Below are 11,952 nucleotides of genomic sequence, written 5' to 3'. Positions count from 1 at the left end.
GCCGGTCAGATCCGGTATCCCGAGCCGGGGACCGTGACGATCACCGCGGGCTCGCCGAGCTTGCGGCGCAGCGTCATGACCGTGACCCGTACGACGTTGGTGAACGGGTCGGTGTTCTCGTCCCAGGCCTTCTCCAGAAGCTGCTCCGCCGAGACGACCGTGCCCTCGCTGCGCATCAGGACCTCCAGCACCGCGAACTCCTTGGGGGCGAGCTGGACCTCCTTGCCGTCGCGGAAGACCTCGCGGCGGTTGGGGTCGAGCTTGATGCCGGCCCGCTCCAGGACGGGCGGCAGTGCGACGGTCGTACGGCGTCCGAGAGCCCGGACCCGGGCGGTCAGCTCGGTGAAGGCGAAGGGCTTGGGAAGGTAGTCGTCCGCGCCGATCTCCAAGCCCTCGACGCGGTCGCTGACGTCGCCGGAGGCGGTGAGCATCAGGACCCGGGTGGGCATCCCCAGCTCGACGATCTTGCGGCAGACATCGTCGCCGTGGACGACCGGAAGGTCACGGTCCAGCACGACGACGTCATAGTCGTTGACCGCGATCCGTTCCAGGGCGGCAGCGCCGTCGTAGACCACGTCGACCGCCATGGCCTCCCGGCGTAGTCCGGTGGCCACCGCATCGGCGAGCAGCTGCTCGTCCTCGACGACGAGAACACGCACGTCGCTAGTCCTTCCTCAGGGCCCTTTCGGGCAGGCACAACAATGTCTTCAGAGCTCTTCCATCCTGCCCCGAAGAGCCATAAACCGGCGGTAAGGGGGGTGCGGAGGGGTGGAGGGCCCCGGGGCGGCACCCGACGGCAGGATTCCCGAGCGGGTTGAGGTTTCCCTGAGGTGAGGGGTGGGGAGGACGACTGCACACCCGCGATCACGCCCTGTTTATTTCGGCTATCCGCCTTGAACTGATCCGTCGCAGGGACCACGCCGTGATCGAACCGCCCGTCGGCACACCCCCGTGCCCACCGACCCACGACGAGGGGGCGCAATGGACGCGTTCACCGCAGGCATTTTGCAGCGCATAGAGAACACCGAAGCTGATCTGGACCGGGCCCGCGCTGCGGGCGACGACTTCCTCGCCGAGGTCGAGCAGGCAGAACTCGAGGACCTGCAGCGTCTGGCGACCGAGCACGGCGTGCGGTACGGAGCGGTCAGCAACGCCTGACCTCTCCCCGGCGTACGACGAGAGCGCCCCGGCATCCAGGGGAGGGTGCCGGGGCGCTGTCGTGCCCGGACGCGGGTCCGGTCAGTCGTGCCAGGCGCCGAGCTCGTCCAGGAGCGGCTGCAGCTGCTCGAAGAGGGCCGGGGAGGCGGCGAGGGTCAGCTCGTGGGAGGCCGGCCGGCCGGGGCGGCCCCCGGTGAGCGCCCCGGCCTCGCGGGCGATCAGCGCGCCGGCCGCCAGGTCCCAGGGGTTCAGACCACGTTCGTAGTAGGCGTCGAGCCGGCCGCAGGCCACATCACACAGGTCGATCGCGGCCGAGCCGCCGCGCCGGATGTCGCGGACCTGTGGCAGCAGCGTGCGCACCACCTCCGCCTGGCCGGCCCGGCGCTCGGCGAGGTAGCCGAACCCGGTGCCGACGAGCGCCTGGGAGAGCGGCGGGGCGGGCCGGTGGCGGATGCGCTCGCCGTTGTTGAACGCGCCACGACCGACGACGGCCTGGTAGGTCTCGCCGCGCATCGGGGCGGCGACGACCCCGACGACCACCTCGCCGTCCCTCTCCGCCGCGATGGACACCGACCAGGCCGGCAGCCCGTAGAGGTAGTTCACGGTGCCGTCGACGGGGTCGATGACCCAGCGGATGCCGCTGGTGCCGTCGGTGCTGGCGCCCTCCTCCCCCAGGAAGCCGTCGTCGGGGCGGTGCTCCGCGAGGAAGCCGGTGATCAGCTTCTCGGAGGCGAGGTCCATCTCGGTGACGACGTCGATGGGGCTGGACTTGGTGGCGGCCACACCGAGGTCGGCGGGCCGGCCGTCGCGCAGCAGCGCCCCCGCACGGCGGGCCGCCTCCAGGGCCAGGTCGAGGAGTTCGTCGTACAGCGCGTCGCTCGGCGCCGGGGCGGTCTGCGCCGGGGCGGTCTGGGGGGCGGCGGGGTGCAGCGGGTCGGGCACGATGCTCCTTGCTCGGACGAGCGGTGGTCGGGGGATCGGGGCGAGGGCGTGGGTGTGGGGGCTTATGCGGGGGCCCGGTCGGCCGGGCCGTGCCAGTCGGCCCCGGCGGCGGCCGGGCGCGGAGCCCGCGCGGGGCAGCAGCCGACCGGGCACAGGTCGTGGCCGGCACCGAGGGCGCCCAGGGCGCAGCGCTCCGGGGCACGGCCCCGTTCGGCGGCCGCGCGCTCCAGGAGGAGGTCGCGGACGGCCGCCGCGAACCGCGGGTCGGCGCCCACCGTCGCCGACCTGGCGACCGGAAGTCCCAGCTCGGCGGCCTTGGCGGTGGCTTCGGTGTCGAGGTCGTACTTGACCTCCATGTGGTCGGAGACGAACCCGATGGGAGCCATCACGACGGCCGGGACACCGGCGGCGTGCCGCTCCTCCAGGTGATCGCAGATGTCCGGCTCCAGCCACGGGATGTGCGGGGCCCCGCTGCGGGACTGGTAGACGAGCTGCCAGGGGTGGTCCACACCGGTCTCCGCCCGGACGGCGTCCGCGATCACCTGCGCCACGTCCAGGTGCTGGGCGACATAGGCGCCGCCCGCGCCGTCCTGCGTGTGGTCGGCGGGAGTACCGGAGGTGTCGGCCGCGGCGGTGGGGATGGAGTGCGTGGTGAAGGCGAGATGGGCGCCGCCTCGCACCTCCTGGGGCAGGCCCGCGAGGGACGCCAGCACGCCGTCGACCATCGGCCGGACGAAGCCGGGGTGGTTGAAGTAGTGCCGCAGCTTGTCGACCCGGGGCGGCTCCAGGCCCTCGGCCCGCAGGGCGGCGAGGGCGTCGGCGAGGTTCTCGCGGTACTGCCGGCAGCCCGAGTACGAGGCATAGGCGCTGGTCGCCAGGACGGCGATACGGCGGTGGCCGTCGTGGACCATGGTGCGCAGGGTGTCGGTCAGGTAGGGCGCCCAGTTGCGGTTGCCCCAGTAGACGGGCAGGTCCAGTCCGTGCTCGGCGAAGTCCGTGCGCAGTGCGTCCAGCAGTTCCCGGTTCTGGGCGTTGATGGGGCTGACGCCGCCGAACAGGAAGTAGTGCTGCCCCACCTCCTTCAGTCGCTCACGGGGGATGCCGCGGCCGCGGGTGACGTTCTCCAGGAACGGGACCACGTCGTCGGGGCCTTCGGGACCGCCGAAGGACAGCAGCAGCAGGGCGTCATACGGGCGGGGATCGCACTGTTCGGGCATGCCATCGATCCTGCCACCCTTCCCATGGGTGCGGCGGGCAGGTCCCGGCGCCGGGAGGACCGGCCGCCGCGGCGGGCGGTGGCGGAAATCCGGCGGCGTCCGACGGCCCACCGCCCGTAAGCTGTATCAGCCCCTGTCATTCCTTACCGATCTCATCGGTCCTCACCGGCGGAGCACCCCCGTTGCCCAGTCCCTACCGCGCCCTCTTCGGCCGCCGCGGCACCAAGTCGTTCTCCGCCGCCGGGCTGCTGGGCCGGATGCCCTTGTCGATGCTGGGCATCGGGATCGTCACGATGATCTCCCAGCTGACCGGCCGCTACGGCCTGGCCGGCGCCTTGTCCGCGACGATTGCGCTGTCCGCCGCGGTCCTCGGCCCGCAGATCTCCCGCCTGGTGGACCGGCACGGCCAGCGCCGGGTGCTGCGCCCGGCCACCCTGGTGTCGGTCACCGCGGTCGCCGGACTGCTGCTGAGCGCGCAGCAGGGCTGGGCCGACTGGCTGCTGTTCGTCTTCGCGGCCTGTGCGGGGTGCGTGCCGAGTGTGGGGGCGATGATCCGGGCGCGTTGGGCCGAGCTCTACCGCGGGTCCCCGCGAGAGCTGCACACCGCGTACTCGTGGGAGTCGATCGTCGACGAGCTGTGCTTCATCGTCGGGCCGATCCTGTCCATCGGCCTGTCCACCGCGTGGTTCCCGGAGGCGGGGCCACTGCTGGCCGCCGCTTTCCTGGCCGCCGGTGTCTTCTGGCTGACGGCGCAGCGGGCGACGGAGCCGGTTCCGCATCCGCGCGAACACCACACCAAGGGGTCCGCGCTGCGCTCACGGGGGCTGCAGGTGCTGGTGGTGACGTTCGTGGCCACCGGCACGATCTTCGGGGCGGTCGACGTGGTGACCGTGGCCTTCGCCGAGGAGGTCGGGCACAAGGCGGCGGCCAGTCTGGTCCTGGCCGTCTATGCGCTCGGCTCGTGTGCGGCCGGCGCGGTCTTCGGCCTGCTCCACCCCAAGGGGCATCCGTCCCGCCGCTGGGTGGCGGGGGTGTGCGTGATGGCCGTGAGCATGGTGCCGCTGCAACTGGTGGGCTCGCTGCCGCTGCTGGCCGTCGCGCTGTTCGTCGCCGGACTGTCCGTCGCGCCGACGATGGTGACCACGATGGCGCTGGTCGAGGAGCACGTGCCGCGGGCGAAGCTGACCGAGGGCATGAGCTGGACCGGCACCGGCCTGGCAGTGGGCGTCGCACTGGGGTCGTCGGCCGCCGGCTGGGTGGTGGACGCGGCCGGGGCCGCCCGGGGCTACCTGGTGCCGGGGACGGCGGGCCTGCTCGCCGCACTGGTGGCCTTCGCGGGCTACCGCAGGCTCCGCCCGCAGTCCGCACCCACGGCGACAGGCCCGGCCGTGGCGGGAGGCCTGCCCGGCCCGACCGGCCCGGCCGATCCGGCCACGGAGCGGCGGGGCGAGGAGAGCGTCGCGTAGGCGTGCGACGGGGACCGGCTTCGCCCGGCCTCGCCCGTCCGCGTCACCCCTGCCACGCCCGCCATCCCGCCCGTCCGCGGGAACCCACCCCTCCCGCCGGGGAGTTACCCGCGGTACGACATGTCCGGGAGCCGGGCGGTTCGGGCTGGTTCCGCGCCGCTGTGATTCCCGTCACCCCTCCCTGACGGGGCGTCGGCTACTGACATCATGCGCTCAACAACGGCGGCCGGACACGGCCTGCCCGCGCGGAGGGAGGGGACGTCACCATGGCAGTCAGCAACGCCGTCGGCGGCTCGGGAGGGCGGGGTCCGACCATCGGGCCGTGGCGCAACTGGGCGGGCAATGTCACCGCCCGCCCCACCCGGAGCGTGGCCCCGGCGAGCACCGAGGAGGTGGCGGCCGCGGTCCGCGCCGCCGCAGCGGACGGGCTGACGGTCAAGGCCGCCGGCACCGGCCACTCCTTCACCCCGGCCGCCGCCACCGACGGGCTGCTGATCCGCCCCGACCGGCTGACCGGCGTCCGCTCGGTCGACCGCGAGGCCGGCACGGTGACGGTGGCGGCCGGTACACCGCTCAAGCACCTCAACGAGACGCTGGCCGCACACGGACTGTCGCTGACCAACATGGGCGACATCATGGAGCAGACGGTCTCCGGGGCGACGTCCACCGGCACGCATGGCACCGGCCGCGACTCGGCGTCGCTCGCCGCCCAGACCACCGCCCTGGAGCTGGTCACCGCCGACGGCTCGGTCCTGGCCTGTTCCGCCGGGGAGAACCCCGAGGTCTTCGCCGCGGCGCGGCTGGGCCTGGGCGCGCTGGGTGTGATCAGCGAGCTGACCTTCGCCGTGGAGCCGGAGTTCTGGCTGACCGCCCGCGAGGAGCCGATGCCCTTCGACGAGGTGACGGACCGCTTCGACGAACTGGTCGCCGAGAACGAACACTTCGAGTTCTACTGGTTCCCGCACACCGGCAACTGCAACACCAAGCGCAACAACCGCAGCCAGGGGCCGGCGGCACCGCCCGGGAGGGTCAGCGGCTGGGTCGAGGACGAGCTGCTGTCCAACGGGGTCTTCCAGCTCGCCTGCGCCGTCGGGCGGGCGGTCCCGGCCGCCATACCGGGCATCGCCAAGATCTCCAGCCGCGCCCTGTCGGCCCGTACGTACACCGACATCTCGTACAAGGTGTTCACCTCGCCGCGTCGGGTGCGGTTCGTGGAGATGGAGTACGCACTGCCCCGGGCGGCCGCGGTGGCGGCACTGGGTGAACTCAAGGCCCTGGTGGAGCGCTCGGACTTCAAGGTCAGCTTCCCGGTCGAGGTGCGGACCGCGCCCGCTGACGACATCCCGCTGTCCACCGCTTCGGGCCGGGACACCGTCTACCTCGCCGTACACATGTACCGCGGGACACCGTACGGAGCGTATTTCGCGGCCGCCGAACGGATCATGACGGCACACGAGGGGCGGCCGCACTGGGGGAAGCTGCACACCCGCGACGCCGCCTACCTCGCCGACGCCTATCCGCGGTTCGGGGAGTTCACCGCACTGCGCGACCGGCTGGACCCGGAACGCCGGTTCGCCAATGCCTATCTGCGGCGGGTCCTGGGGGACTGACCGACGACGGCCGCGGCCCGGCGCCCCGGGGTGGGCGACGGGCCGCGGCCGTGGCGGGTCCGCCTCGTCGGGACGGCCCCTGCCGGACCGCCGCCGGCTCAGGAAGCGCCGGGATCGGGGACCGGCCCGCCGGACTGCTGTCCGGCCGGAGGGTCCCCCTGCTCTCCGGTGCCGGCCGGGCCGTCGCCGGAGCCGGTGTGCCCGTCACCGGCGGAACCGCTCGGGGACGGGTCCGGCGACGACGGCGTGCCGGGATCCGGCGAGGTCCTGCCGCCGTCGGACGGACTCGGGTCCGGCGACGGCGTGCCGCCGCCCTTGTCCGTACCGGCACCGCTGCCGGTGTCGCCCGAGTCGTCCGGCTCCGGGCTCCGGCGGTCTGCGCCGCCGTGCCGACTGCCGCCGTCCGGGGAATGACCGGAACCGGGCGACTGCGGGGAACGGTGCTGCTGGCGCCCCCCTCCCCCGGTGTGAGTGAGGTTGCTCAGGGTCGTGCCCTGCGCCCCGCTCGGCGTCTGCCCGGTGATCAGCTCGGTGCCGGTGACCACCCCCATGGCGAGCGCGAAGACCGCGAGCGCACCGAGCGTCGGCCGCTTCCAGCCGCGCAGCCGCGTGCCGTACGTCGCGGTGCTCAGCTCCTCGGGCGGGCCGCCCGGGTGTCGCGCGGCCGGAATGCCGGCCGGACGGGCAGCCGCCTGACCCAGCGCCATGGTCTGGTCGTCGAGGCGCGGCACCAGTTGTGTCCGGTCGGCGGACCGCCCCGGGGCACTGCCGTCCACCGCGCGCAGGGCGCGGGTCGCCTCGGCGCCGGCGGCCCGCAGCGGCCGCGTCGCGTCATCCGCCGGCGGGGCGGGGTGGGCGCCTGCCAGGTCGCGCCGACGGGCCTGTCCGGCCCGCGGGATCAGCTGCGTACGGGCGGTGCCGGGCGCGGACGTCCTGGCCGCGACGGAGGTGACCTTGTCCTCCGTGCCCTCCTTGTCGAAGGTCGGCAACACCATCGTGGGGCCGGCCGGCCGGACATCCGGTGTGGTGGATCGAGTGCGGGCGGCGGAGGGGCGGCGCGGCCTCGGCCGGGTGGTGACCGTCGCCTCCTTGAGCTGTTCACCGGTGCGCCGGAACAGGTGCTGGAATATCGAACCGCCCGTAGTGGCCACGACACTGACCACACCGGCTCCGATGATGGTTCCGTAGACGCCGAGCCGGCCCGCGAGGTACGCGGCGACCGCCGCGGCGAGCGCGCTGCCGGCCACCTGAGCAACGCTCAGGTCTATCCGCCTCTCCTTCTTCTTCGTGTCGCTTTCGGTTTCTTCGTCCATCTCCAACCTTTGATAGCCGCTTCGATCCATCCTGCATGGAGGAGTGACCATTCGGCGGAGCCAAAAGTTCCGATTTTGGGGAATCTGTGAAACTCGCCACCGACACGCCAGGTAGAGAGATCGACAAGACGACCCAACTCCGTTGCCCGCCCAGAAGTTCAGCGGCGCGGCGGTCCACCTCAGTGGTCCGAATGGAGTACTGTGGCGAGCCCTGGCCCCGGTTCCCGTCCGGCTGCCCGGAACCCATGGGAGGGGGCCATGAAGGCGGCACTCACACCGGGGCGCCGCCGCTCGGTACGGGTGAACGGCGACAGGACAAGCGGCATGGTCACTGAGCGTGGCGAACAGGTAACCGTGTCATAACGGCGTTTCAGGGCCAAGCCCCGACACGCCGGGCAACTCGGCAATGTTGTGGCAGGCTGCACCCGGGCAGGCCACACTCGACTAGCGGAAGCAGCGACGCGAGTGACGTCGGCAGGCACCACCCGGGAGGTCCCCATGCCCGAACTGCGTGTCGTGGCCGTCTCCAACGACGGCACACGGCTGGTGCTCAAAGCTGCGGACAGCACCGAGTACACGCTTCCGATCGACGAACGGCTGCGCGCCGCCGTCCGCAATGACCGTGCACGCCTCGGCCAGATCGAGATCGAGGTCGAGAGCCACCTGCGCCCGCGGGACATCCAGGCCCGTATAAGAGCCGGTGCCTCCGCCGAGGAGGTCGCCCAGCTCGCCGGCATCCCCGTCGACCGGGTGCGCCGCTTCGAGGGCCCGGTGCTCGCCGAGCGCGCCTTCATGGCCGAGCGGGCCCGCAAGACCCCGGTACGGCGCCCCGGCGAGAACACCGGTCCGCAGCTCGGCGAGGCGGTGGCGGAGCGACTGCTGCTGCGCGGCGCCGACAAGGACAGCGTCCAGTGGGACTCCTGGCGCCGCGACGACGGCACCTGGGAGGTACTGCTGGTCTACCGTGTCGCCACCGAACCGCACTCCGCGAGCTGGACGTACGACCCGCCGCGGCGTCTCGTCCAGGCGGTGGACGACGAGGCGCGGGCGCTGATCGGCGAGAGCGACGACACGCCCGAGCCGAGCTTCCCGTTCGTGCCGCGGATCGCGCGGCTGCCGCGTGACCGGCCGCTGGACCGTGCGTTGGACCGGCAGTCGTCCGAGCGCGGCGAGCGCGCGGCGCAGTCCGGTGACGACGACGGCGAGCCGCAGGTCGCTGAGGAGGCCGTCGGCGAGCGGGATTCGCTGACCAGCCTGCTGGAGGCGGTGCCGAGCTTCCGTGGCGACATGGTCGTCCCGGAGGCCGTGAAGTCGGCACAGAGCGACGAGGAGTCCGAGGCCGAGGTCGAGGAGCCGCCCGCCCCGGCGGCGAGTGCGGGTGCGGGCGCGGGTTCCGCGTACGCCGATGTACTGATGCCGCGCGCGGTGGCCGGCCATCGCGACCGGCTGACCGGGACGACGGACCGGCAGGCCGAGGCGGACGGTGTACGACCGGGCCGCCGCGCCGCGGTGCCCAGCTGGGACGAGATCGTCTTCGGTACCCGGCGCAAGAAGCCGGAGTAACGGGAGGGCCCTTGAGGCCTTTCCCGACGCGTGACGCACCGTCCGCCCGCCCCCTGGAATGCAGGGAGCGGGCGGGTGCCGTGGTGCGACGCCCCGTTACGGGCCCTGACGGGGGCTCAGCCGGGCTGCGGGCCGGTGGCGACGGGGCGGGACGGGTCGGCCGACCATTCGCTCCAGGAGCCGACGTACAGGGCGGCGGGGACACCCGCGACCGCGAGGGCCAGGACCTCATGCGCGGCGGAGACCCCGGAGCCGCAGTACACACCGACCTCCGCCTTCGGCGTGGCGCCCAGCGACGCGAAACGCTCGGCCAGTTCCGCCGCGTCGCGGAAGACGGTGCCCCCCTCGACGACGTTCTCGGTCGTCGGGGCGGACACGGCGCCCGGGATATGGCCGGCGACCTTGTCGATCGGCTCGACCTCGCCGCGGTAGCGCTCGGCGGCGCGCGCATCCAGCAGGACTCCGCGGCGGGCGAGGGCGGCCGCGTCATCCGCCCGCAGCAGCGCCAGGCCACCGGGCACCGGGGTGAAGTCACCTTCCTGCGGAGTCGATTGATCGACACTCAGGGCGCCGCCGGCCGCCTTCCAGGCGGCGAGGCCGCCGTCCAGGACGCGCACGTCGGGGTGGCCGGTCCAGCGCAGCAGCCACCAGGCACGGGCGGCCGCCCAGCCCTGGCCGCCGTCGTAGACGACCACCGGGCGGTCCGCGCGGACGCCGGCGGCCCGCATGGCCTCGGTGAAGACATCGAGATCGGGCAGCGGGTGCCGGCCACCCGGGCCGGGAGGCGAGGCCAGCTCGCTCTCGAGGTCGACGTAGACCGCGCCGGGCACATGACCGGCCTCGTACTCGGGGCGACCGGGCGGGCCGCCCATCTGGTAGCGGACGTCCAGGAGGACCGGAGCGGTGGGCCGCTCCAGCTCGCTCGCGAGTTCGGTAGCGGTGATGATGGCATTCATGGGACTCATCCTTGCGTAGCGACGGCTACGTACAGAAGGTAGGCACCCACCCTCCGTATGACGCAGTTACGTCCTGGCGTAACGCCGCTGAGGCGGATCGGAAACGTCAAAGCGGGCATTCTCCCTCGCGAACCGGCCGTGGACGGCGCGGCCGGGGCGCTCACCAGGTCACCGGGTGCGAGCATCTGCTCGGGACCCGCGCCCGTGGCGCAGAGGGTCAGCACCCGACGCTCCGAGGAGAGAGTGACCATGACGACCGAGGCAGCGACCCGGCGGATGCCCGGCGCGCCCTGCTGGGTGAGCCTCCTGGCCCACAGCCTGTCCGCGACGCAGGAATTCTACGGCGCGCTGTTCGGCTGGGAGTTCCGCCCGGGACCGCAGCATTTCGGTCCGTACGCCCGGGCCTTCCTCCACGGCCGGGAAGTCGCCGGGCTCGGCGAACTGGCGCCCGACCGCCATCTCCCGGTCGCCTGGACCACCTACCTGGCGAGCGATGACGCGGACGCGACCGCCGAGCAGATCCGTTCCTGCGGCGGGACGGTGGGCGTCGGGCCGCTGGATGCGGACGACGACGCGGGGCGGATGGCGATCGCGTCCGACCCGCAGGGCGCGATCTTCGGCATCTGGCAGGGCAGGTCGGTGGCGGGCACCACGATCACCGGTGAACTGGGCACCCCGGCATGGAACGAGCTGGTCACCCGGGACACGAGCTCCGTCCTGACGTTCTACGAGCATGTCTTCGGCTACGAGGCGGAACCGGTGATCTCGGCGGGCTTCGACTATCTGACCCTGCATCTCAAGGAACACCCGGTGGCCGGTATCCACGGCGTGGGCAACGCCCTGCCACGCGACCGGGGTTCCCACTGGATGACGCACTTCGCCGTCTCCGACACGGACGCGGCGGCCCGCCGGGTCATTGAACTGGGCGGCCAGGTACTGCAGCCCGCCCGGGACTCCGCCCACGGAAGGCTGGCGACGGTCTGCGACAGCGAGGGCGCCGTCTTCACGGTCGTCCAGCGGGACTGAGGGACGGTCACACCGGGATCAGCCCCGCGGCCGGTCTACTTCGCGCTGTCGACCGGCAGTACGTCCGGGGAGAGCGCGGCCGCCCGGGCGGCCGCCGAGGTCTGACGACGGCGGTGGTGACGCCGGCACAGCACTTCGTAGCCGACCTCGGTGTGGGAGCCGTCCACGTCACCGACGACATCGCCGACCACGACCTGAGCACCCTCGACGACCATCCGGCCGTCGACCGTACGGGCGTTGTGCGTGGCGCGGGCGCCGCACCAGCACAGCGCCTCGACCTGCAGCACCTCTATGCGGTCGGCCAGTTCGACCAGCCGCTGGGAGCCGGGGAACAGCTTGCTGCGGAAGTCGGTGGTGATGCCGAAGGCGAAGACGTCCAGTTCGAGGTCGTCGACGATGCGGGCGAGCTGGTCGATCTGTTCGGGGACGAGGAACTGTGCCTCGTCGGCGATGACGTAGTCGACCCGGCCGCCGGCGGAGAGGTGGTCGACGACGTGCGTGTAGAAGTCCATGCCGTGCGCCGCCTCGACGGCCTCGGTCACCAGGCCGAGGCGGGAGGAGAGCTTGCCGCGGCCGGCCCGGTCGTTGCGGCTGTAGATCATGCCTTGCAGACCGCGGGAGGAGCGGTTGTGCTCGATCTGCAGAGCAAGTGTCGACTTTCCGCAGTCCATCGTTCCGGAGAAGAACACCAGCTCGGGCAT

General features: G+C 72.7%; 11 protein-coding genes. 5 read left to right on the top strand and 6 right to left on the bottom strand.

The features are described 5' to 3' along the window. Positions 1–5: 5 nt before the first annotated feature. Positions 6–659: a response regulator transcription factor gene (locus tag ABZ851_RS29765; protein WP_006602630.1), complete on the bottom strand. Its 654-nt coding sequence runs from the start codon at positions 657–659 to the stop codon at positions 6–8. A 322-nt stretch (positions 660–981) separates the two neighbouring features. Here ABZ851_RS29765 and ABZ851_RS29760 point away from each other — a divergent pair, with 322 nt between their 5' ends. Then, a complete protein-coding gene (locus tag ABZ851_RS29760; RefSeq protein WP_006602631.1) occupies positions 982–1,158 on the top strand; it encodes a hypothetical protein in 177 nt (58 codons plus the stop codon). An 81-nt stretch (positions 1,159–1,239) separates the two neighbouring features. On the opposite strand, the gene ABZ851_RS29755 is transcribed toward ABZ851_RS29760, so the two are convergent. Both ABZ851_RS29755 and ABZ851_RS29750 read right to left on the bottom strand, forming a co-directional pair. Continuing rightward, positions 1,240–2,100, bottom strand: a complete 861-nt coding sequence (locus ABZ851_RS29755; protein ID WP_336053926.1) for an inositol monophosphatase family protein — start codon at positions 2,098–2,100, stop codon at positions 1,240–1,242. Between the two features lie 62 nt (positions 2,101–2,162). Continuing rightward, positions 2,163–3,317, bottom strand: coding sequence for a ferrochelatase (locus ABZ851_RS29750; RefSeq protein ID WP_361133867.1), 1,155 nt, complete (start codon positions 3,315–3,317; stop codon positions 2,163–2,165). 182 nt (positions 3,318–3,499) lie between these two features. Between ABZ851_RS29750 and ABZ851_RS29745 the strand changes: the two genes are divergently transcribed. Next, on the top strand, positions 3,500–4,783 hold the full coding sequence (locus ABZ851_RS29745) for an MFS transporter (RefSeq protein WP_361133864.1): 1,284 nt from the start codon (positions 3,500–3,502) through the stop codon (positions 4,781–4,783). 266 nt (positions 4,784–5,049) lie between these two features. Next, a complete protein-coding gene (locus tag ABZ851_RS29740; protein WP_361133861.1) occupies positions 5,050–6,393 on the top strand; it encodes a D-arabinono-1,4-lactone oxidase in 1,344 nt (447 codons plus the stop codon). A gap of 98 nt (positions 6,394–6,491) precedes the next feature. Here the strand turns inward: ABZ851_RS29740 and ABZ851_RS29735 are convergent, their stop codons facing one another. Beyond that, the gene (locus ABZ851_RS29735; RefSeq protein ID WP_361133858.1) at positions 6,492–7,706 is read right to left on the bottom strand and encodes a hypothetical protein; all 1,215 of its coding nucleotides are present in this window, start codon (positions 7,704–7,706) and stop codon (positions 6,492–6,494) included. A 498-nt stretch (positions 7,707–8,204) separates the two neighbouring features. Here ABZ851_RS29735 and sepH point away from each other — a divergent pair, with 498 nt between their 5' ends. Continuing rightward, positions 8,205–9,269: a septation protein SepH gene (sepH, locus tag ABZ851_RS29730; RefSeq protein WP_361133855.1), complete on the top strand. Its 1,065-nt coding sequence runs from the start codon at positions 8,205–8,207 to the stop codon at positions 9,267–9,269. Between the two features lie 116 nt (positions 9,270–9,385). Here the strand turns inward: sepH and ABZ851_RS29725 are convergent, their stop codons facing one another. Then, positions 9,386–10,225, bottom strand: coding sequence for a sulfurtransferase (locus ABZ851_RS29725; RefSeq protein ID WP_361133852.1), 840 nt, complete (start codon positions 10,223–10,225; stop codon positions 9,386–9,388). A 249-nt stretch (positions 10,226–10,474) separates the two neighbouring features. Here ABZ851_RS29725 and ABZ851_RS29720 point away from each other — a divergent pair, with 249 nt between their 5' ends. Beyond that, positions 10,475–11,251: a VOC family protein gene (locus ABZ851_RS29720; RefSeq protein WP_361133849.1), complete on the top strand. Its 777-nt coding sequence runs from the start codon at positions 10,475–10,477 to the stop codon at positions 11,249–11,251. Between the two features lie 35 nt (positions 11,252–11,286). On the opposite strand, the gene ABZ851_RS29715 is transcribed toward ABZ851_RS29720, so the two are convergent. Continuing rightward, a complete protein-coding gene (locus ABZ851_RS29715) occupies positions 11,287–11,952 on the bottom strand; it encodes a thymidine kinase (RefSeq protein ID WP_336053914.1) in 666 nt (221 codons plus the stop codon).

Origin of the sequence: Streptomyces sp. NPDC047049, from assembly GCF_040643995.1 — a bacterium.
GTDB lineage: Bacteria > Actinomycetota > Actinomycetes > Streptomycetales > Streptomycetaceae > Streptomyces > Streptomyces mooreae.
Note: the sequence above shows the minus strand (reverse complement) of the source record. Positions and strands in the feature narration are given on the sequence as shown.

Excerpts from the sequence above, each read along its gene's own strand:
- ABZ851_RS29760 (WP_006602631.1), top strand. The coding sequence starts at position 982 with ATGGACGCGTTCACCGCAGGCATTTTGCAGCGCATAGAGAACACCGAA.
- ABZ851_RS29750 (WP_361133867.1), bottom strand. The coding sequence starts at position 3,317 with ATGCCCGAACAGTGCGATCCCCGCCCGTATGACGCCCTGCTGCTGCTG.
- ABZ851_RS29740 (WP_361133861.1), top strand. The coding sequence starts at position 5,050 with ATGGCAGTCAGCAACGCCGTCGGCGGCTCGGGAGGGCGGGGTCCGACC.
- ABZ851_RS29735 (WP_361133858.1), bottom strand. The coding sequence starts at position 7,706 with ATGGACGAAGAAACCGAAAGCGACACGAAGAAGAAGGAGAGGCGGATA.
- sepH (WP_361133855.1), top strand. The coding sequence starts at position 8,205 with ATGCCCGAACTGCGTGTCGTGGCCGTCTCCAACGACGGCACACGGCTG.
- ABZ851_RS29725 (WP_361133852.1), bottom strand. The coding sequence starts at position 10,225 with ATGAATGCCATCATCACCGCTACCGAACTCGCGAGCGAGCTGGAGCGG.
- ABZ851_RS29720 (WP_361133849.1), top strand. The coding sequence starts at position 10,475 with ATGACGACCGAGGCAGCGACCCGGCGGATGCCCGGCGCGCCCTGCTGG.
- ABZ851_RS29715 (WP_336053914.1), bottom strand. The coding sequence starts at position 11,952 with ATGCCCGAGCTGGTGTTCTTCTCCGGAACGATGGACTGCGGAAAGTCG.